Origin of the sequence: Commensalibacter sp. B14384M2, assembly GCF_016101865.1 — a bacterium.
In the GTDB taxonomy this organism is placed as follows: Bacteria; Pseudomonadota; Alphaproteobacteria; order Acetobacterales; family Acetobacteraceae; genus Commensalibacter; species Commensalibacter melissae.
The window spans coordinates 458,829-480,836 of sequence record NZ_JACFPS010000002.1 but is presented as its reverse complement, the minus strand read 5'-3'; the positions used below and the strand labels follow the sequence as shown (position 1 = coordinate 480,836).

Sequence of the window (22,008 nt, the reverse complement as noted above, 5' to 3'; positions counted from 1 at the left end):
CAGATCCGGATGTCCAGGCATCCGTTCGCAATTCAGGATCAGAAAATACCGCCGTGCTCGAGTTCTCCATTCCCAAGGGAGAAAAGGGGGACAGCTATACGAATGACGGATCAACTGAACTCAACGTCAAGTCAATTCAGTCAGATGGCGGAAAGGTCGGAACAGATGGCGCGGGTAAATTATCTGCTGAAATGTTGGATTATACCATAAAGGTCCCAACTCCATCCCATCAGGACGCCTCTTTGGGTAAAGTCGTCGATAAAGTTTTAAATAATGTATCCTTTTCAACATTTACAAATATTTATCAAGAAAAAAAAGAAAATAATGATTTAGATGTTAAATGTGTTGCAATTGGATCTGATCGTGAAAAAGCAATTGATAATTGGACACCTCTTTTTGATAAAAATAGTAGAATTGATGGAAACGGGATTAAGTGTTTCGATAAAGAAACTGGTGAATGGGTCGTTCCTGAAGACGGGATTTTGGATATTAATTATGATATTTCTTTTGGTGATATGTCAGGAAAAAAATATGTTCCTATAGTAGAAGCGGAAAATTTTTTTAACATTGATATGGCAATCAACAATGAGCTGAATAAAGTTAATGAAATTATAGAAGTGGTTGATCAGCAGGAAATCACTTCTTACATTAAACCTCTTAAAGAAAATTTAGACTTAGTTTCTGAAGAAACAAGAGATAATCAAATAAAGGTGGATAATAAAACAGATTTAAAATCATTTTTTCTTAAACGTGAATATCCAATTATAGATTCAGGCAATTGGAAGACAGTTAAAATCACGCAAGGTATGAATAAAGGTAAAATTGCCTGGTTTGATACAATTTCTAATAAGTATTTAAAAAAAACTAAAATTATTTATAATCCAGCTTTTACAGAAGAAATTATCGAAGCTTATACAGGGCCAGTGATTATGATTGATGTAGATGTGACAATATCATCCGGTACCGAAGTGTCAGGGATCAGTTTATTAACGAATGTAAATAATAAAAGACAAGATCCATATGTTTTGGTCATTGAGGAAAATGCAAAAATTTCATATTCAAATATATTTTATAGAAATGTGATATCAAGGGGCAAATCATATCATAACACGTATTCAAGTAGCATGGTTGAATTGTATAATAGTGCAATATCCTTAAAAGATACCTTTATAGTTGTGGGAAAAGTTAAAGGTAAATTTTGTTCAACAAGTAGAACGTCTACAAGCACAAAGGATTATGCCTCGGGAGATAATTTGTTTTGGTTTGGAACTGGGTATCCTGTAGATTTAAAAGGTTACAATAATTCTGAATTTATTTGTCCAACTGTTCCATTATTGTCAGAGGATAGTCCACGAGGTATTTTTACTTCTTGGTATTTTAAAGATAGAAGTAAATGTTTATATAATAATGCAATGGATACAGCTGAAATAATATCATGGGTTAAGGAACATAGTAAACAAAGATTTATTTCCAATAAAACATTGATGTATTTAGGAGACTCAACCAACAACAATTTAGTAATAGATGTTGAGGAAGTGAAAGATAGCTCTGAAAACATTGTTCTTGATAAAGAAGGATATCCTGTCTTGGTTAATGTTTATCGTGTGGATAACGGTGACGAGATATACAGAGGAAATGAACCCTTAAATTTAGTCAATTGGAAAACTATAACATTAAAAAACGGAGCGGTTTTAGATAATATAATTATTTTTAGAACTTATCAATATAATAAAAATGATATTTATGATACAAGTTTGTTCCTTAAAGAAAATTGCGGAATAAAAAATTGTGAAATATATGGATATAGTCTGAATGATTCGACAATGACTCGATCAAGTAATAATTATTATATCTCTTCAGGAGATGTTTCTTATTATATAAGTTCAATTTCTGAAAATGATTGTTTTTATGATATTAATGAAACCAAATTTTCAATTTCTTTATTTGATCGTGAAATAATCTATTATGACAGCAACGTGAAAAAAATAATTCAAGGTAAAAGTGATAATAGTAAAATTTTTCATATTACAATAGGTAAAATTGATGACAAATTAAATTTTGAAATAGCGCTTAGTTTAGCTGGAGGTAAATTAATAAATCCTTCCATTTCAATTTTTAATGAACATCGGATAGATATTTCTGAAGATTTTGAATATGTTTTTAATGAGATAGTTATTGAACCACAACCCGTTATTGTGACTAATAATATTAAAGGTCAATTGAAAAGAATTGTAAAAAAGGGGGACAGAATAAAATTGTTAGGTTATTGGTCTTCACAAATTCAGGAATTTTCATCGTTTCCTTTAGGTTTAAATAAAGTTAGAACTACATTAAATTTAATATAAAATTATAAATCTTTTATATTATTATGTATTGGGTGATAAAAACAATTAATAACAATTTAAAAATAAAAAGGTTAGTGAAGCATTATATGTCAATCTGAATAACTTGCACATTATCCTTGATAAAATTCCGGGTTATTTGCCAGATAAGATATTTATAATGTTAAATTGTTTTATATCAATTCTAATTCGAAATTTCTGACTGCTGATAATTTTTTTTAAATTAATAGCTAAATCCTTCGTTATTTGTTGGAGCTTTATGTCAGCAAGAAATGTTAGAAGCAAGTTGAAAACTTAATTTTATTCAATAATCACCTGAATAAGGTGATTATCAAATTTTTCAAGGTTTGAACAAATGGTTGCAACCGATCTTTTATCACAAGCATTACAATATTTCTTGAATATTTTACCGGGCAATGTAACTTTCAACTTGATAGCGTTACTTACGTTAAGTGTAACGTTATGCACATTGGTTACTAGATTTTGGAAAGAGCCAGATAACAAGAATAGATCACATAAATTATGGTCATTTATCAATTTTCTGGCATCTTTTAAATTTCCTAAAAAAAACACGCAAATATCAGGAAAAAATGATGAAAAGAAAATTATATAGATCTCTTTATCATCATGAACACTGGTTTGCAGAATGGTGGAGTGCGATCTTACTTTTAAGTGCCGGTATTTATGTGCTTATAATACCGGAAAGCGAAATTCTACATCCATTTTTTATCCAGGGCTATTTAAAAATTATATCCAACCAAGTTTGGTATAGTTTATTTATTTTTATAGGATTTGTCCAATTTGCGGCTTTATCATATGAAAGCCAGCTGGGACGGGCCACTGCAGCTTTTTTTGCATCAACCTTGTTTATTTGGGAAACATTAAACAATTTTGTTTATGGATCACAATCGCATTTTTGTTTATTTGCCTGGGGAATATTTGCTTTGATTAACCTTTACGCTCTGGCACGTATATTGTCAGGAGTAGAGCAGGTTTATGAATACAATTTATGAATTAATTAAATGGTGGTGGCAAAATAATGTTGAATGGATTAGATTACATGATCCATGGGTTATTCCTGTAATAGCTATATCTATTCCATTAAGTATGATTATACGGATGATATGTGTTATTATAAAAATTTTGTGTAAAAAATAAAAAATATTAATTTATTAAAATTATTTCTTAAATAAAATTAATATTGAATGTATCATTCTTAAATAATAATATATTAAATGTGTAGAGATTTTACAGTAAATGTTTGAAATTATTTAATTTCTAGCATTTATTTTATGTAAAATTTTAAACATTACAAAATAATAACATCACAAAAAATTATTTATTAATATATTACAAAGCAAAAAAAATGAATTTAAAATTTCTTTTAATGCTGGGGGTTGTATCTTCCCCTATTATAAATTTTTCTCATATTACATATGCAGAAGATTATGTGGCTAAATCTCAAATAAATGTAGCCAATGGAGTGGCTGGTTTAAACAAGAATGGAGAAATAACAGCCAATATAAATAATGATAGAATAAATAATAATTCAATAAATAGTAATTTTATTCAGTTAAATAAAAAAAATGATCGTTTACGTTTTATTACCAACAGTCCTGATACTAATAATAATGAGATTGATATGTTTTATAATTGGGATGGTAATAATAAGGATGATTTTGGTAATCCATTAGAGGGGAATACATTTTATTTCACGAATAATAAATATGGCAATAATTACCGATTTAACGGGACAGTCAAGGCTTCATCGTTCAATAGTGGACATTTTGAACTCCCAAGACATGGTGATCGTTTGCGTTTTATTACCAACAGTCCTGATACCAACAATAACATGATTGATATGTTTTATAATCTGGATGGTAATAATAAGGATGATTTTGGTAATCCATTAGAAGGGAATACATTTTATTTCACGAATAATAAATATGGTAATAATTACCGATTCAATGGAACGGTTAAAGCTGGTGGTATTGAGATTAATGGACATGTATTAAATAAACCAATTCCAGGGGGGATTGAACCAGTTGATCCGTATAATGATGATAGAAATAATGCCAATTTAATATTTTTGAGTCAACCAGGGTATGATTGGGGAAATATTAAACCCAATACGTTAATGGTTGGAGGGCGTAGTCGCAATTCTGTAGTTGGAATAAAAGCTACCTGCCAAAATACCGGACAAGGAGATCAAGGTGGGTCTTGCTATCAATTTACAAATATGAGCGGTCCACAAGCATACCATCGTAGCGGTTCTGGAGTGACTGATGGTATTAATATGGATATGCGAACAATGGATAATTCTCCTATGGATTCAATAGGCGGGAATACATTGGTTAAAAATAGCGATGGTTCATATATTGTTAAAGGTAATGAATATTCGGTAATATCTAATGTTCCGGCTGGTGCAACAAAATTTGTTATCAAAGGAACCTTTGGATGTGGGTTGGGTGAAAGCAGATCACGTTGTGAATTGAGGGGTATCAATTTTGTAAACAATGCAGGGAAAATATCTAATTCTGTAAAAGTTACCCCCGGTTTTTATAACCCTTCAAACAATACGACAGAAGTGAATATTAATGATGGTTATGCTTTGAAGGATATTTTAACTCCAGATAAAAAATTAGAAATTATATATTATGCTTCTGATGGTACAGCATATGCTATTGATTTTTCTGAAGATGATAATGGTTCTCAATATGCGGCAATTTATCCATCTTTATCAGAAAAAGAAAGAAATCTTACGCACGCTCGTATGGCTGTATGGACTAATATCGCCAATGGGATGGCCAGTGTTGAAAATGGAACCAATGAAGACAGTGGTAATACAGACATGCCCGGTTATTATTATGGATATGCTGATGGGTTTAACGATACTGTTTTAAATCAAGCCAATATTGACGCTATTAAAGCAGATAAAACAAAAACAGATGAAGAAAAAGATCTTGCCATAAGACAAAATAAAGTAACCAAGATATTTATGAGATCTTTTAGTTATCCAGGTTTAGCTGGTGACTTAGTAAAATGGAAGAATAACAAGCATCCGCTTAATGATGATCCCAATATAAAATCTCCAGGCTTAAATGCTTACGATCAGTTTGATTATAAACTTTCCTACGCTTGTTTAACAAAAAACCAGTTAAATGATAATGAGGAACTACAAAAGAGATTGCATATTGGTAATCGACCAAATTGTTTTGATAAAGTTAATATTCCTTCAGTTGTAAGACCGGAACAAATAAATAATATAAATTATATTTATAATAGTAATTATCATCGTTATCAAAAACCCGCCTTGTTTTTAGGAATGGTTCAAAAGAATTTTAATCTTTATACTCAACAATCATTCAATAAAAGTCCTGATTCAATTACCCGTGAATTTGATAATGAATGGGATTTTCCTATGAATCAAGATCATGATGGACAAGCATCTGTGCGTGGACTTACCATGGTCTTTTCCGGAGGTGGACACCCATTGGCTCAAGGAAGCTATATGTTGCGTATGGCTGGATTCAATCATATGCCATTGGGGTTGAAAATTGATGGTATTTGGCCATATGGTGGCAAGTCTTTTGAAACTGATGCAGGTTTCTTTTTGTATAAATGGACTATGTTAGGAGCATCTCCCTATCTGCAAAATATTAATGATGTTATGAGCATATCTGGTTTGGGACAAATAAAAACCAATCAGGCTTCATATCAACTTATGACATTTATGTCTAATGATGGTAATGTAGATAACAAGCAGAATAATTCATTGCATTTGGGTTTAACGAAGCAAAATTCTACTGATCCCCTTCAGAACCTAGCCTGGAATCAATCACCAACTTGTAACGAGAATAAAGAATGTGCTGTTTTAGGTCAGATATTTTTTGATCCGTTGGGTTATGTAGGTGGTATTGGATTAGGTTCTGGTCATGGAGATAAAGCTAAATTAGGATTGGTTGTAGACAAGGATGCTAATGTTTTTATAAATAAAAATTTATCGGTAACTGGTCAATCTAATAACAATAGTATTAATACTAATTTTCTTCAGCTTAATAATAAAAACAATATTTTACGTTTCGTAACTAATAGTCCTGATACGAATAATAACATGATTGATATGTTTTATAATCGTGATGTTGGTAATAGAGATGACTTGGGCAATCTATTAGATGCCAATACATTTTATTTCACGAATAATAGATATGGTAATAATTATAGATTTAATGGCACTGTTAAGGCAAATAGTATGGAAAGTGATCAATTTACTGCAAAGGGCTCCATTTCATCACGAAAGTTTATTGGTGTATTGTCCACGCCATCTTCATCATCAGCTCCATGTGCATCAGGAGAGTTTGCAGATGATGCAAATTATCACTATGTATGCGTTGCGCCAAACAAATGGAAACGTGTTGCATTATCTAATTTTTAAATAATTATATTAAACAATTGAATAATAAATATTTATAAAAGTCTATCTTAATGATAGGCTTTTATAATCAAAAATACATGATATTAAAAAATTATATAAAAATCAATCTTTATAATAATAAAGAAGTTATATTAAAAATAAATCGCGATTAATTCTCTTGATATTAATTTTATACTATAATTATCAATTTTATAATTTTCATTAATAAAATACTTAATCTAAAAATTCTTAAAATTACGGATTTATAGAAAGTAAAATTTCGTATTGATAATTTAAAAAACCTATTTAGAAATATTTAAAAAGTAAAAAATATGAATTTTAAAACGATATTCACATTGGGGATATTATCATATCCCTTGATAAATTTATGTAACCTTAGTTATGCGGAAGATTATGTGACTAGGTCACAAATAAATGCAGCTAATGGAGTGGCGGGATTAAACAGTAATAAAGAAGTAACAGCTAATATTAATAGCCAAATGATATATACACCATTTATGTTATTGCCAAATACGGGTTCAATTCGTTTTAATACAGGAGATAGTAATCCAGATAATACAGATATTAATTTTTATTACAACAGATATTCGAATATTGACCCATGGGGTAACCATCTAAAGGAAAATACATTTTATTTTACAGATCATCATGGTGGTAATAATTATAAATTTGTAGGCAATGTAGAGGCCACAGGGCTGATTTCGGCCTCTTCAATATTAGTTAATGGTAAATCTGTACAAAATGCTGTAGATAAAGTCAATAAAGCGCTTTATGCCACTTATTTGCCTAAGACACCTTATAATAATGGTAATAATGCACCTTTGGTTGTTGTTGATGATGGATATTCAGGTTTCGATAATGTAAATATTGCTAGAAATACATTAATGCTTGGTGGACAATCACTGGATTCTAAGGTTGGTTTAAAAGCTAGTTGTCAAAATATTTCAGGAGGAGATCTGGGAGGGTCCTGTTATCAATTTACGGATATGTCTGGACCACAAGGGTGGCATCGTTCAGGTGCAGGATTGACTGATGGTGTCAATGTGGATATTCGTACTTCTAATAATTCTCCTATTGATGTTATAGGTGGTAATAAATTAGTAAAAGAGGGTGATGGTAATCATGATTATGCTGTACAAGGAAATGATTACACAATAGTATCTGATGTAACAGCAGGAAGCACAAAATTCGTTATTCACGGAATTTTCGGATGTGGTGTCGCAATAACTGATGTCAGTGGTTGTAAAATGACAGGGACTGAATTTTTAAATGATAAGGGTGAAACTGTATCATCTGTTAAAGTATTGCCTGGTCCATATGATTCTGAAAAAAATACTATACCAGTTGAACTTGCTAGAGGTTATAAATTAAAAAAATCTATAAAGGCTTTAAGTCAAGTGAGGATAACAATTTACTCTGCTGATGGGAGAGCTTATGCTATAAAACCATATAAAAATGGAACTGAAATTTATCCAGCGCTTTCCCAACAGGAAATGAATATGATTTCTATGAGAATGGCTCTTTGGACGAATATTGCGAATGGTATGTCTGTCATAGAAGATAAAAAATCAATTAATGATGCTATAGATATGCCAAATTACTATTATGGATATTATTCCGGATCTGTTGGATCTCCAAAAGGGAATATAAGTGAAGATAAAAAACATACCTATACTCAGTTAAATGTTGAAACTTATTATTACCCAGGTGCTGGAGGTAAGGGATTGTGGAAAAACTTAAAAATGTTTTCAAACATTTATGAAGGATCAGATGGTGTTCCTGGAAGTAATAAGGGAGATCAATTGGATTATAAAATAAGCTATACAGATCCAAGAACATTGAAAATGAAACATAATTCCAATTTTCATCATTATAGCCAGCCAGCTTTATTTTTAGGGCTGAGCAACAAGAACTTTAATACGTATATGTTACAAACTAATGATGCTTCTAAGACTGATTCAATTACACGAACTTATGATAACCAATGGGATTTTTGGATGTATTCAGATCATGATTATTCAATAAATAGTCATGGATTAACAATGTCATGGGGAGGCAGTAATCATCGTTTGACTGCTGGTAGTTATATGATGTGGTTAGCTGGATTCAGTAAAATGCCCATAGGGTTAAGGATTGATGGTGAATGGGAAGATGGTGGGATACCGATTGATACAGATGGTGGGTTTAGAGTATATAAATGGGTATGGCCTTCTAAAGCTTTGAATACAATTAATGGTGAGCAGGTTATGATAGCGTTGGGACAGGCAAAAACTAGTAGTTCTTCTTATCAATTATTTTCCTTTATGTCTAATGATGGACCCGCTAATAATTCACTACATCTAGGAATGACAAAATCTAATAATGGATTACAATCTAATTATTCACCCACATGTAATCAAAATGGAAAATGTTCAGTATTAGGACAAGTTATTTATGATCCATTGGGTTATATAGGTGGTATTGCTCTTGGATCCGGACATGGAGATAAGACGAAATTAGGCTTAATTGTAGATAAGAATAGTAATGTGATTGTAAATAATGAACTTACAGTTCATGGTAAATCTGTCAACAATATTGTGGATAATGCAATATTAAAGTCACAAGTAAATGTAAATAATGGGGTTGCCGGTTTAAATGGTAACAAAGAAATAACAGCACATATCCGTAGTCCATTTATAGATGTATCATATCTTCAAACGCCTTTTATGATTTTACCTGCGACAGGTTCAATTCGTTTTAATACAGGAGATAGTAATCCAGATAATAGAGATATTAATTTTTATTATAACAGATATGCGAATATTGACCCATGGGGTAACCATCTAGAGAAAAATACATTTTATTTTACAGATCATCATGGTGGTAATAACTATAAATTTGTGGGCAATGTTATTACAACTGGAAATATTACCGCAAATAACTTGCATGTTATGCTTTCAACACCATCTTCATCATCCGCCCCTTGTAAAGCGGGAGATATAAAAGATGATTCAAACTATCATTATGTATGTGTTTCTACAAACAAATGGAAACGTGTCGCTTTGTCAGATTTTTAGACAATCAATTAATTATGATTTTATTTTATAAAATCATACATTAAATTTTTATAATAATTTTATGCCCACCTTAATGGTGGGCTTTTTTTATTTTTAAAGGTAAATTTTTATATTAAAAACAACGGGGGGTATTTGTTTAAATCACCTTAAATATTGTGTTATCATGTCAATTTTAAATTATTTTGGTCTTTGGAAATAACGCACTGATAATCATTAGGTTACGAGTAATTGTTTGGTTGAAGGATATTCAGGTAATTTTACTTATTTAAAACAAATGGGTAATGGACCAGCATTAAGTATTTGTCAGATGGAAGCAGCAACTTATTATGACATTTGCAATATTTTTTTAACAATACTAAACGCCAATCTTTAATATATGTATTAATATACATTGCAGAAAATTTTAATTTAGATAGTTAGGGATTACCGAAACCTGATATATTAATAGGTAATCATTTTTTGTTGTGGCAATATGTCGTATTTTATATTTGAATTAAGGAATTACTGTAGCAATGGCTCAGTATCATAAAAAATACTATAGTATCAATTTAGGTAAAGTAATTTGAAGAATTATGACCATTTTCAATAAGTTATAAACTGTTAAAATAGATCAAAAATAATCTATGAATATAAAACATAAAATATGTAATATTAATTAAATAATATAAAAGAAATTATTAGATTAATAATTTAAAAATAATTATTTTATGTATGATTTTTATAGATTTTTTTATATAAAATGTATATAATCAATAAGGTAAGGTAAAAAAAGAATTACCTCCTTTATTATTGACACAACATCTAACTAAAAATTTCAAAAGGTTTTAAATAATTTTTATTTAGAAATAAAGGCCTTTTTTACCTTACCTAAATCAATCTAGCAAAATTAATTGTGAATATCAATACTAATAGTCAATAATTTATATATCGTTATATTTATTACTTAATAATAATTAATTTTTATGACAATAATAAAGAATAAATATATATTTATTTGAATAAATAATAATTCTAATTCATGTTAAATGAAATTATAATTTTTTGATAGAATATTGTCTTGAACAATGGATAAAATGTTCACAAAACATGTAAATATAACTGTAAATTATGATTAATCAATTATACAATGCTTATTGATTATTATTAAATTTGGTAGCGAATAAAAGATATACAAAATTATTGGCTGTTTATATTGATCAATAATTTTTTACACGTTGAAATAATAACTTATTTCTATAATAAATTGTTAGGTGAATTATAATTGATCACACTATATTAAATTTCCACATATCGATTTTGTTATGTTTGTGGTGCCGGATGAGGGATTTGAACCCCCGACCTTCGGTTTACAAAACCGCTGCACTACCACTGTGCTAATCCGGCAATATACAATCAACACGTGCAGTTCTATGCCTGATTTTAGATTTAATTTCAAGAAAAAAATACAAAAAAGTTAATATTTTTAATTTTTATAATAAAAATCAATTTTTTTTGATTGCTTGAAATTAAATTGATAATCATGAAGTGAAGGGGGATTATATGAAAACAGTTTTGTTTTCCAATTATTTTCCATGGATATACAATATATGCCTCATAAAATTGCAATAGGTCTTGATTTTGGTAGCGATTCCGTTCGCGCTCTGGCTGTAGATTGTCAAAATGGTGAAGAGCTTGCAGCAAGTATCACATATTATCCACGCTGGAAAAAGGGGTTGTTCTGTAATCCTATTCTAAATCGATTTCGGCAACATCCTCTGGATTTTATGGAATCATTAACAGAGGTTGTTTGCTCAGTCGTAAAACAATTGGGTGGTGTTGCTAAAAATATTGTTGCAATTGGAGTTGATGCGACAGGATCCAGTCCTGCACCATTGGATAGGCATGGTCAAATTCTTGCGTTACGGCCTGATTTTTCAGAAAATCCAAATGCAATGTTTATTTTATGGAAAGATCATACCGCTATTGAAGAGGCGGAAGAAATTAATCGATTATGTCAAAAACCAGCATATTCTGTTTTTTTAAAAGGATGTGGAGGGGTTTATTCATCAGAATGGTTTTGGTCAAAAATTTTGCATAGTTTCAGAAATGACGAGGCTGTTAAAAAAGCCACAGTATCTTGGGTTGAATGTTCAGATTGGATTCCCGCGTTGCTGACAGGCACAACCTTACCCCATATAATTAAAAGAAACAGATGTGCGGCTGGTCATAAATGCCTTTGGAATGAACAATGGGGCGGTTTACCTTCCTATGAGTTTTTTAAAGACCTAGATCCTGTACTGGTTGAAGAATTACCCTATCCGTTATTTAAAGAGACTTATACTGCTGATATGGCTGTTGGTAAGTTAACAAAGGAGTGGGCGGAAAAACTTGGTTTAAATGAAAATGTGACGGTTTCAGGCGGGGCAATTGATTCCCATGTAGGTGCAATAGGTGCGGGTGCTAAACCCTATAATCTGGTAAAGGTCATAGGAACTTCAACTTGTGATATGTTAACGGCTGAAAATGAGCAGGTAAAAGGTAGGTTTATCAAGGGGATATGCGGACAGGTTAATGGTAGTATTGTCCCGGGATATATCGGTTTCGAGGCGGGACAATCCGCTTTTGGTGATATTTTTGCGTGGTTTCAACGTTTTTTAGGCTGGCCCTTGCAATTCTATGCACGTAATAATTTTACACATTTGCAAGAATTTTATGAAATTGAGCATGATTTGCTAAATAATCTAGCTGAAGAATGGTATAAAAATAAGAATCTAGAATATTTACCGATTGCAGTTGACTGGTTTAATGGGCGTCGAACACCTTATGCCAATCAGCGTTTAAAAGGAACAATTACAGGATTAACATTGGCCACTGATGCAGTTGCGGTTTTTGGAAGCTTGATAGTTTCCACTGCCTGTGGTGCAAGGGCTATTATGGAATGTTTTGTAGAACAGGATATATCTATTAACACAATTATTGCAATTGGCGGAATTGCTAAAAAATCATCAATCATAATGCAGACATGTGCCGATATTATGAAACGTGAAATAAAAGTGTCAGCCTCTGAACAGTGTTGTGCTTTGGGGGGCGCCATTTTAGGGGCCGTAGCTGCAAAGGTGTATTCTTCAGTTTTGGAAGCTCAGCACCATATGTCCAGTCCTATATCCAAGATCTATAAACCTGATTTGCATTTATCTGAACAATACGAACGGATATACGGTCAGTATCAACAATGGGCTAGGGTTTCGGAAAGACAATATGTTTAAAATTAAGTATCAAAAAATATTTATCATCGGGAAAATGGGTGTTTATCCTGAAAAAACTTGATTACAAGAATGAAAATGCTTATCTTAATGATGTCCAGTAAATGGATGATAATTAAATAACGACGTTCTTGGGGCGAGGTGTAATTCCTCACCGACGGTAAGAGAATATCTTGTTCTTAAGCCCGTGAGCGCCTGTATTGTAATAATGCAGGGTCAAGCAGATTTTGGTGCGATTCCAAAGCCGACGGTTACAGTCCGGATGAGAAAGAACGATATAATTTACCTTTTACGTTTCGTTAATAACGTGAAGAAGGTATGTTATGGAGTGCCCGCGTGCGTCTAGAGATAGGAACTAGAAATGCAAGCACGCTTAGGTTCGGTTTCACAGGCTGAACAATTAAAAATGAATGAGGGAATTGATTTACCCGAAGCAATCTCTAATGCTTTTTCATATGCTATACGTGAAGCTTTACTTTATGTTGGGCAGACAGCGCCTAATCCTCCTGTTGGATGTGTAATTTTAGATCAACAGGGTAAAATCCTTGCTACTGCAGCCCATTATGAGGCAGGTAAGCTACATGCCGAGGCGTTGGCATTGCGGCAATGTCGTGTTGCAGGTGTTTGGAATAAAATTCATGATGTTATAGTAACGTTAGAACCCTGCAATCATATAGGGCGTACGCCACCTTGTTCTGAATCATTATTGCGAACTCCGGCTCGTCGTATATGGGTGGGAGTTGCTGATCCCAATCCTAATGTTTGTGGTGCTGGTAATGAACGGTTAAGACAAGGCGGCAAAGAAGTTTTTTTGTTAAGAGATCTTTGCGGTAAAAAATCTCTTTACTGGCAAAAAAAATGTGAGGATCTTATTGCTCCGTTTATTCAATCTGTGACAAGAGGGAAAGCCTGGATAACGGTTAAACAAGCTCTTGATGTTGCAGGCTCCATGATCCCACCAATAGGGAAAAAGACATTCACCTCTTTTACATCCCTATGTCAGGCTCATCAATTGCGGCGTGGAACTGAGGCGATTATAACAGGTGTGAATACAATTAAAGAGGATAATCCCTCTTTCACCGTGCGCTATGTCCCTGATCACCCGGATCGAAAACGCTTGTTGATTATTTGCACTAAACAGCAAAAGCCTATAGAGGAAATTGTCCCCGTAAATTATATCAAAAATGCTGAAAAAAATAATTTTTCTCTTGTTACATGTTCAAAAATTGATGATCTACCATATTTATTACATAATCATAATATATTGTGGGGGATGGTTGAAGGAGGGCCACAGTTATTGCAAGTCATTCGTCAAAAGAAACTTTGGGATGAATGGCTTATATTTCGAAAACAAAATAAAGGGGATGATCAGTTAAAGTTAATTTCTAACCACCTTGCTTCACCTACGCGATTACTTTTATCCCATTTCAATTTTGTTGATCTTTCGAAAAGAAAGGAGGGCACATTATGTTCTCTGGTATCATAGAGTTTCTTGGTGTTGTTTCAGCTGTTAAATATGAAAAGCAGGATTTAAAAATTCAAGCTATGGAAATTAAGATTAAAACTGGTATACCAGATTTGATTCTTGGTGAAAGTGTTGCCGTAAATGGTGTATGTTTGACGGTGACAAAACTAGGTACGAATGATGAAGCTTCCTTTTTTATCAGTTCAGAAACTTTAGATCGTACGAATCTATATGTTTTAATTGAAAATATGAAAGTAAATCTGGAACGGGCCGTAACACCTTCCACCCGGCTTTCTGGTCACATTGTTCAGGGGCATGTAGATGCAACTGGCCGTATTTTCAAAATTGAACAGAAAGGTGAGGCACATCAATTATTTGTCGCTTTACCTTCTTCATTACGTAAGTATGTTGTGGAAAAAGGTTCAATAGCCATAGATGGTGTCAGTTTAACTATTAACGGGATAAAAGAAACAGCCGAAGAAAATCACGGAATGAATGAGTTCCTGATTGATTTGATGATTATTCCGCATACTTGGAATCATACACGGCTCGGTTTGTTAAAGGTTGATGACATTGTCAATATTGAGGTTGATATCATTTCAAAATACGTGGAAAATCTATGTCAAGTTCAAAAGTGAATCAAACTTTAAGTGCGGAATTGAAACGTGCTGTTTCTGCCTTGCAAAATGGGCAGATGGTTTTGTTGGTTGATGATGAGGGACGTGAAAACGAAGGTGACCTGGTTGCTGCCGGGCAATTTGTAACGCCTGAGATCGTTAATTTTATGATTACGAATGCCAAAGGTTTACTTTGTATGCCTTTACAACGTGAGCTGGCGCAGAAACTTCGTTTACCGTTAATGGTTCAACACAATACCTCACCACATGAGACAGCTTTTACAGTCTCTATAGAAGCAAAAGAGGGCATTACAACAGGTATTTCTGCTTCGGATCGTGCAAAGACCTTTGAAGTGGTTGCAAGGGATGACGTCACTGCGCAGGATATTATTTGTCCCGGTCATGTTTTTCCCTTAATTGCCGATCCTAATGGTGTTTTATCCAGAAATGGACATACGGAAGGCTCAATTGATTTATTAAAAATCGCTGGATTGAAGCCTATTGCCGCAATTTGTGAGATTGTCAAAGATGATGGATCAATGGCAAGAATGCCGGAGCTTCGTCAGTTTGCTGAAAAATATGGTATTCCAATCGTTACAATTGCTGAAATTATACGTTGGCGTGGACTGTATGACGCGAAAAAATTGGATTCCGTATCTTCATTGGTGAAAGCGGGAACAAGAGCCCATTTACCCAATTGTTATGGTGGAGAGGATTTTAAGGTTCAGGCATTCATAGATTTGAAGGGTAATGAACATCTGGCCGTTATGAAAGGGGACTTTCCATTTCATCAAACCAATGAACAAATTCCCTTGGTTCGTCTGCATTCAGAATGTTTGACAGGGGATGTGTTTGGTTCTTTGCGGTGTGATTGCGGTCCCCAATTACATCAGGCCTTGAAAATGATTGGTGAATCTGAATGTGGTGTTCTGTTATATTTATGCGGTCATGAAGGCCGTGGAATAGGGCTTTTTAATAAGATTGAGGCTTACGCATTACAGGAAAAAGGGTTTGATACGGTCGAAGCGAATCATCAATTGGGTTTTTTGACTGATATGCGTGACTGGAAAGTTGCTGGTGCCATCTTAAGAAAACTTGGTATCAAATCTTTAAATTTAATGACGAATAACAAGAGCAAGGTTGAAATGATAAAAAAACAGGGTTTTGAAATTCGTCATCGTGTTTCATTGGAAATTGATGCTAATCCTTTTAACAGTCAGTATTTAAAAACAAAACGAGATCGTATGGGGCATCTTTTAACCCATTTATCTGAAATATAAATTTCAGTTAGAGTTTATAACTAGTGAATAAAGGTTTTTACATGATAAAACAAGCTCCTCAATCAATACAGAAATTTTCATTTTCCAAGCCACCACGGATTGCAATAGTTGTTAGCCGGTTTAATCAAACAGTAACGAATGGATTGTGTCGAGGAGCACAGGAATGGTTGTCTGAACATCAAATTCTTTTTTATCAAGAAGATTTATATTATGCACCTGGAGCTTTTGAATTGCCTTTAATCGCACAAAAACTGGCCAAGTCAGGTAAATATGATGGTGTTGTATGTTTGGGGTGTGTCATTAAGGGAGATACAGCGCATTTTGAATTTATCAGTCTGGGTGCAACTATCGGATTGATGCAGGCCAGTTTGCATACAGAAGTTCCTATCAGTTTTGGTGTTTTAACCACTTATACTTCGGAACAGGCACAAATCCGTTCTGAAGAAAATAAGGAGAATAAGGGTCGCGAGGCTGTGGCAGCCTGTATTGAAAGTTTGGCTTTATTGCAAAAAATTTAATTTTTTCAATCATTTAATTTTTTCTTGGTAATTGGCTTGATATAATTATCGAGAAAGAAAAAAGCTGCATTTTTTACATATCAATTGAGAATAATTATTAATTGCATAACATTGATTATATCTTGAATGAATTTTTATTATTTTTGGGATTTAAATATATAAAAAAAAGGAGTAGTTATGTTTTTCAGTTTTAAAAAATAAACTGCCAGAAGAATTCGTCATATGGAAGAGTTAATAATTTAAAATTCAGAATATTGAAATCGAACCATAATGAAAATTTCTGAATTGTTATTCCTTTTTTATAAGTTGTTACAAAATTGATTTATATAATGGATGTTGAATGCTTTTAGATGAAAGCTATTTTCTTCTATTGTATCAATTAAAAGATATAACATATTTATAAATCTATAGAGTCTTGAATTCTTCTGTATTGTACGAAAAGGATGTGTTGCCGGAATGGTTTCTGCATTGATTAGACGGATTGTTGAATTTTGCTCACGTCATGCATGGCTTGTTTTTATAGTTTATCTGTTGCTGGCAATTGTATCTATTTTTGTAACAAGTAAGAAACTGGATATAACTACTGATACTACCAAGATGTTTTCCACGAAAATGCCTTGGAAGCAGCGATCGGACTGGATGGGAAAGAATTTCCCAAATCGAGAGGGAATTTTAGTTGCGATTATTGAGGCCAAAATTCCGGAAGAAAGGGAATTAAGTGCAGAAATCCTTGTTAATCAGTTAAATCAGGATAAAAAACATTTTTATTTTGCTAGTTCACCAGAAAATAATCCTTTTCTTGTTAAAAACGGATTGATGTTCCTTGATCCTCCAGTGTTGGATCAAACATTGAATACAATAATTCGTGCACAACCTTTTTTGAGTAGTCTTGCCGCGGATACTTCTGCACGAGGATTATTTGATACGTTGGGTATGGTTGTAGAAGGTATTAAGGAAAATCAGGTTGATCTGGAACAGTATAAAAATGAATTAAATGGATTTGCTAAAACATTAGAGAAAGCATCACAAAGAGATTTTGAACCTTTTTCATGGGAGAAAAGTCTTTCTGGAGAACTTTCAAGTTTGGCTGGTCGATATCAAATCGTAGTGGCAAAACCAAAAATGGATTTAACCTCCTTGCAACCTTCAGGGGAGGCTGTTGCGTCATTAAAAAAAGCAATTTCTTCCATATCATATGTTCAAAGAGGAGATGTGAAGATTCATATTACAGGAGATGCAAAAATCAATGATGAGGAATTTTCCACGGTCATGGATGGCATGGTTCTCGGTCTTTTTGCCTCTTTTGTATTGGTTGCGGGCTGGTTATTCCTTGCAGTAAAAACCTGGCGTATTATTTTACCCATACTATATGTGTTATTGATCGGTTTGATTCTTACAACAGGTTTTGCTTCAATTGCGGTGGGCACGTTAAACCTTATATCCGTTTCTTTCGCAATTTTGTTTGTCAGTATTGCTGTTGATTTCGCAATCCAGTTTTCTGTTCGTTTCAGGGGGCAAGATATTCAAGCGGATGACAATACCAATAAAAGGCAATCAACTTTATTGGCATTGTCTAAAACAGGATATGATACAGGTCATCAGATATTTACAGCTTCTGTTGCGGCAGCAGCAGGTTTTTTGGCGTTTACTCCGACAAATTTTGTTGGGGTTAAGCAGCTTGGCTTAATTGCTGGCACGGGTATGATTATTGCCTTGATCTGCACGTTAACACTTTTGCCAGCCATGTTAACAATTTTACAGCCAAAAATAGTTCAAGCTATGGCTGGTTTTCCCAGATTGAAAAGTTTGGATAATAAATTTCGACATTATCGTTGGTATATCCTTGTTGTTTATGCAGTGATTGCTGTTATCGGCATTTTCTTTCTGGTTGATCAAAAGGTCAGCTTTGATGCAGACCCATTTCATACCAAGGATACCCATTCTGAAGGGATGAAGGCTTTACAGCTATTGATGAATGATCCGAATACTAATCCTTATACAGCAGATGTAATGGCTAAATCTCCTGAAGAGGCAAAAAAACTCGTAGATCAGATTGGTCAGCTTTCTTCAGTGCAAAATGTTATTTGGCTTGGATCTTTTGTTCCGGAGGATCAAAAAATTAAAATTCCAATGATCAGGGATGCAGCGTCGGTCTTGTTAAACACTTTGTCAAACACATCAATCAAATCCAGACCATCAGCATTGGAATTACGTCAGTCTATGCAGAAAATGTTGGATAAACTCAATTCGGTGCAAAATATACTGACGTCTGATAGTCCATTGGAAAGAATACGTCTTGCATTGCAAAAAATTGTCAATATGTCTGATAATGACCTCATGAAAATCAATGATGATCTGGTTCGTTTTCTTGGTTTTCAATTGCACCATCTGGAAATTATGTTAACGCCATCAGCCGTTTCTTTAACTGATGTTCCCAAAGAGTTGGCAAATGAATATCGAACAAAAGATGGATTATACAGGATAGAGATTTATCCAAAAGGCACAAATCTTGATAATGAACAAATTGCAACGTTTGTTAAACAAATTCGTTCCGTTGCTCCTGAAGCGGCCGGAACTTCCGTTGATATCATAGAAAGTGCAAATACAGTGGTTCATGCTTTTATTATTGCGGCGGTTATGGCGATAATAACTTTGGCCATCATTATATTTATCGCATTACGTCGAATATTGGATATGTGTCTTGTATTAATGCCTTTGATATTGTCAGGACTTATGACAATTATTGTGATTGTCTTAATCGATCAGCCTTTGAATTTTGCCAATATCATTACATTACCGCTTTTACTTGGAGTTGGTGTATCCTTTAATATCTATTTTGTAATGAATTGGCGTGAAGGACTATCGAATCCCTTATCATCGCCAACTGCTAGAGCGGTTCTATTTTCAGCTTTAACAACTGGAACGGCTTTTGGATCTTTGGCAGCTTCAGCCCATCCTGGAACAGCGAGTATGGGGTTATTACTATTGATATCCCTAGGATGTACATTGGTGGCGACATTAATATTTGTTCCTGCGTTATTACCCAAACGGGATATCGATAGGGAATAAATCTATTGGGATGTTTCATTCCAATAGATTATATAGAGGTAAGGGTTAGAAACAGGCCTGAATGAATTTTTGAAAAGCTAGAGCACGGTGACTAATTGAATTTTTTTTCGAATCAGACATTTCTGCAAAAGTTAACGGGTTATTTAATGGTTGAAAAACGGGATCATATCCATGACCGTATTGTCCACGGGGAGGCCAAATAAAATTACCGTCAACTTTTCCTTCAAATTCATATGTTTTACCGTTTGGATATGCAAGGGATAGCACACAGATAAAATAAGCCGATTTATCAGGAATGGACTGTAATTTATCATGTATTTTTTGCATGGCCATAGAATAATTCTTATGGGGTCCCGCCCAACGAGCAGAATATAAACCAGGATCCCCATTCAATCCATTAAGGCAAAAACCGGAATCATCTGCCAAAGCAATCATGTTTGAGACATAACTGGCTTGTAAAGCTTTCAAACGGGCATTTTCATGAAAGGTTGTCCCTGTTTCTTCAGGTTCTGTCAGATTAAGTTCACCTGCCGAATGAATTCTTAATGAAAAATTGGAAAGTAATTGATGAATTTCCTTTACCTTATTTGGATTATGGGTGGCGAGAACAAGTTCTGTATCACGAATAATTTTAGGTGGAAGCGAAAACATTTAAATTCTTTCATCATTCAAAAATTAAATATGTTTAAATGAGAATTACCTCTGATTAAATTATAATGCCATAATAATTTGTTTAAAATTAGAATAAATATAAGGTTATGATTTTAATGTACAATAAAATAATATTTCTAGATTAATTTGCGGCAATTATTTTTAATATGATCTAATAAAATTTCATACTTAATAAATAAAATTCATTATTAAAAATATTACTTTATATCATTCTGATAGATAATTTATTTTTCTAAAGTGGTATTTATTTTATAAATCATTTATTTTTAATAATTAATGAATGATCTATGATAGGAAAAAAGAATGCAGTCAATTGATGCGGCTTTAGCGGGTAATTTTCAATTTGATCACCAAATCAAGATCAATCGAATGGGATTTGGTGCGATGCGTATTGTTGGTAAAGGTGTATGGGGGGAACCTGAAAATCGTAAGGAAGTTATTGCAACTTTATATCGTACGCTAGAATTGGGGATTAATTTTATCGATACGGCAGATAGCTATGGTCCTTTTATCAGCGAAGAATTAATTTGCGAAGCACTTTATCCTTATCCGAAAAATTTATTGATTGGCACAAAAGGAGGTCACACTCGGCATGGGCCGGATATTTGGCGACCCATTGGCAGTCCAGATTATTTACGTCAATGTGTTTTAATGAGTATGCGTCGTCTAAAACTGGATCAAATCCGTTTATGGCAATTGCATCGTGTGGGGGAAGATACTTTTCCGGAATTACAGTTTGAAGCTATCGCCAAAATGCAGCAGGAGGGATTAATCGGTCATATTGGGTTATCTGCCGTATCTGTAGGGATGATTAAACGTGCGTCAAAATTTTTCAAGGTTGCTTCCGTTCAGAACAAATATAATCTGGTTAATCGGGAATCAGAAGCCGTTGTTGATTTTTGTGAGGAAAATAATATCGCTTTCATACCTTATGCACCTTTGGAACAGGGGGTGAAATTCACTGGTCCTGTTCTTGAAGAAATTATGAACAAAAAACACGCCTCAGCCCGTCAGATAGCGTTGGCCTGGCTATTAAAACGTTCAAAAATCATTGTTCCCATTCCCGGAACGGGTTCCGTTCAACATTTAGAGGAAAATACAGCAGCGGTGAATGTTAATTTGACGGATGATGAATGGACAAAACTTGATTTGGAGGGGAAAAAGATTTGGGATAAACAAAAAAAATCTGCAAAATTATATTTGTAAACTGAATAAAAGATCGACATATTCTTGGAATAACAACATAGTTGTTTTTTACTCATATTAAAAATGTTATATAAGAATAACTCCTAATAATCGAGTTTTCACAATT

13 protein-coding genes, 1 tRNA gene and 1 riboswitch are annotated in these 22,008 nt (G+C 33.3%); of the genes, 12 read left to right on the top strand and 2 right to left on the bottom strand.

Annotated elements, in window-relative coordinates:
- The 5 genes from H3R33_RS05885 to H3R33_RS05865 form a co-directional block, all read left to right on the top strand.
- A partial coding sequence (locus H3R33_RS05885) for a hypothetical protein (RefSeq protein ID WP_198184716.1) occupies positions 1-2,345 on the top strand: 2,345 nt, incomplete at its 5' end.
- Positions 2,346-2,697: 352 nt separating this feature from the next.
- Complete coding sequence (locus H3R33_RS05880) at positions 2,698-2,955, top strand: hypothetical protein (RefSeq protein WP_198184717.1); 258 nt, start codon at positions 2,698-2,700, stop codon at positions 2,953-2,955.
- Positions 2,936-3,355 carry a hypothetical protein gene (locus H3R33_RS05875; protein WP_198198882.1) on the top strand — a complete coding sequence of 140 codons (420 nt, stop codon included), beginning with the start codon at positions 2,936-2,938 and terminating at the stop codon, positions 3,353-3,355. Before H3R33_RS05880 ends, H3R33_RS05875 begins: the two co-directional genes overlap by 20 nt.
- 353 nt (positions 3,356-3,708) lie before the next feature.
- Positions 3,709-6,777, top strand: coding sequence for a hypothetical protein (locus tag H3R33_RS05870; protein ID WP_198184718.1), 3,069 nt, complete (start codon positions 3,709-3,711; stop codon positions 6,775-6,777).
- A 311-nt stretch (positions 6,778-7,088) separates the two neighbouring features.
- Complete coding sequence (locus tag H3R33_RS05865; RefSeq protein ID WP_198184719.1) at positions 7,089-9,833, top strand: hypothetical protein; 2,745 nt, start codon at positions 7,089-7,091, stop codon at positions 9,831-9,833.
- A 1,308-nt stretch (positions 9,834-11,141) separates the two neighbouring features.
- On the opposite strand, the gene H3R33_RS05860 is transcribed toward H3R33_RS05865, so the two are convergent.
- Positions 11,142-11,216: transfer RNA gene (locus H3R33_RS05860), tRNA-Thr, on the bottom strand.
- A 203-nt stretch (positions 11,217-11,419) separates the two neighbouring features.
- On the opposite strand from H3R33_RS05860, the gene H3R33_RS05855 reads away from it, so the two are divergent.
- The 6 genes from H3R33_RS05855 to H3R33_RS05830 all read left to right on the top strand — a co-directional run bounded on the left by H3R33_RS05855 (position 11,420) and on the right by H3R33_RS05830 (position 20,024).
- Complete coding sequence (locus tag H3R33_RS05855) at positions 11,420-13,078, top strand: ribulokinase (RefSeq protein WP_198184720.1); 1,659 nt, start codon at positions 11,420-11,422, stop codon at positions 13,076-13,078.
- Between the two features lie 120 nt (positions 13,079-13,198).
- Positions 13,199-13,353, top strand: a riboswitch (FMN riboswitch).
- An 83-nt stretch (positions 13,354-13,436) separates the two neighbouring features.
- Positions 13,437-14,561 carry a bifunctional diaminohydroxyphosphoribosylaminopyrimidine deaminase/5-amino-6-(5-phosphoribosylamino)uracil reductase RibD gene (gene ribD / locus H3R33_RS05850; RefSeq protein ID WP_232342123.1) on the top strand — a complete coding sequence of 375 codons (1,125 nt, stop codon included), beginning with the start codon at positions 13,437-13,439 and terminating at the stop codon, positions 14,559-14,561.
- Positions 14,543-15,178 (top strand): riboflavin synthase, encoded by a 636-nt coding sequence (locus H3R33_RS05845; protein WP_198184721.1) that lies wholly within the window; start codon positions 14,543-14,545, stop codon positions 15,176-15,178. Before ribD ends, H3R33_RS05845 begins: the two co-directional genes overlap by 19 nt.
- Positions 15,160-16,437: a 3,4-dihydroxy-2-butanone-4-phosphate synthase gene (ribB, locus tag H3R33_RS05840; protein ID WP_198184722.1), complete on the top strand. Its 1,278-nt coding sequence runs from the start codon at positions 15,160-15,162 to the stop codon at positions 16,435-16,437. Before H3R33_RS05845 ends, ribB begins: the two co-directional genes overlap by 19 nt.
- Before the next feature lie 41 nt (positions 16,438-16,478).
- Complete coding sequence (ribH, locus tag H3R33_RS05835; RefSeq protein ID WP_198184723.1) at positions 16,479-16,955, top strand: 6,7-dimethyl-8-ribityllumazine synthase; 477 nt, start codon at positions 16,479-16,481, stop codon at positions 16,953-16,955.
- Positions 16,956-17,411: 456 nt separating this feature from the next.
- On the top strand, positions 17,412-20,024 hold the full coding sequence (locus tag H3R33_RS05830) for an MMPL family transporter (protein ID WP_198184724.1): 2,613 nt from the start codon (positions 17,412-17,414) through the stop codon (positions 20,022-20,024).
- A gap of 45 nt (positions 20,025-20,069) precedes the next feature.
- Here H3R33_RS05830 and rdgB read toward each other — a convergent pair whose 3' ends face one another.
- Positions 20,070-20,675, bottom strand: a complete 606-nt coding sequence (gene rdgB / locus H3R33_RS05825; protein ID WP_155568951.1) for an RdgB/HAM1 family non-canonical purine NTP pyrophosphatase — start codon at positions 20,673-20,675, stop codon at positions 20,070-20,072.
- 324 nt (positions 20,676-20,999) lie between these two features.
- Between rdgB and H3R33_RS05820 the strand changes: the two genes are divergently transcribed.
- Positions 21,000-21,902, top strand: coding sequence for an aldo/keto reductase (locus H3R33_RS05820; RefSeq protein WP_198184725.1), 903 nt, complete (start codon positions 21,000-21,002; stop codon positions 21,900-21,902).
- Positions 21,903-22,008 lie beyond the last annotated feature (106 nt).

Excerpts from the sequence above, each read along its gene's own strand:
- H3R33_RS05870 (WP_198184718.1), top strand. The coding sequence starts at position 3,709 with ATGAATTTAAAATTTCTTTTAATGCTGGGGGTTGTATCTTCCCCTATT.
- rdgB (WP_155568951.1), bottom strand. The coding sequence starts at position 20,675 with ATGTTTTCGCTTCCACCTAAAATTATTCGTGATACAGAACTTGTTCTC.
- ribD (WP_232342123.1), top strand. The coding sequence starts at position 13,437 with ATGCAAGCACGCTTAGGTTCGGTTTCACAGGCTGAACAATTAAAAATG.
- H3R33_RS05830 (WP_198184724.1), top strand. The coding sequence starts at position 17,412 with ATGGTTTCTGCATTGATTAGACGGATTGTTGAATTTTGCTCACGTCAT.
- H3R33_RS05880 (WP_198184717.1), top strand. The coding sequence starts at position 2,698 with ATGGTTGCAACCGATCTTTTATCACAAGCATTACAATATTTCTTGAAT.
- ribH (WP_198184723.1), top strand. The coding sequence starts at position 16,479 with ATGATAAAACAAGCTCCTCAATCAATACAGAAATTTTCATTTTCCAAG.
- H3R33_RS05855 (WP_198184720.1), top strand. The coding sequence starts at position 11,420 with ATGCCTCATAAAATTGCAATAGGTCTTGATTTTGGTAGCGATTCCGTT.
- H3R33_RS05865 (WP_198184719.1), top strand. The coding sequence starts at position 7,089 with ATGAATTTTAAAACGATATTCACATTGGGGATATTATCATATCCCTTG.
- H3R33_RS05875 (WP_198198882.1), top strand. The coding sequence starts at position 2,936 with ATGAAAAGAAAATTATATAGATCTCTTTATCATCATGAACACTGGTTT.
- H3R33_RS05820 (WP_198184725.1), top strand. The coding sequence starts at position 21,000 with ATGCAGTCAATTGATGCGGCTTTAGCGGGTAATTTTCAATTTGATCAC.
- H3R33_RS05845 (WP_198184721.1), top strand. The coding sequence starts at position 14,543 with ATGTTCTCTGGTATCATAGAGTTTCTTGGTGTTGTTTCAGCTGTTAAA.
- ribB (WP_198184722.1), top strand. The coding sequence starts at position 15,160 with ATGTCAAGTTCAAAAGTGAATCAAACTTTAAGTGCGGAATTGAAACGT.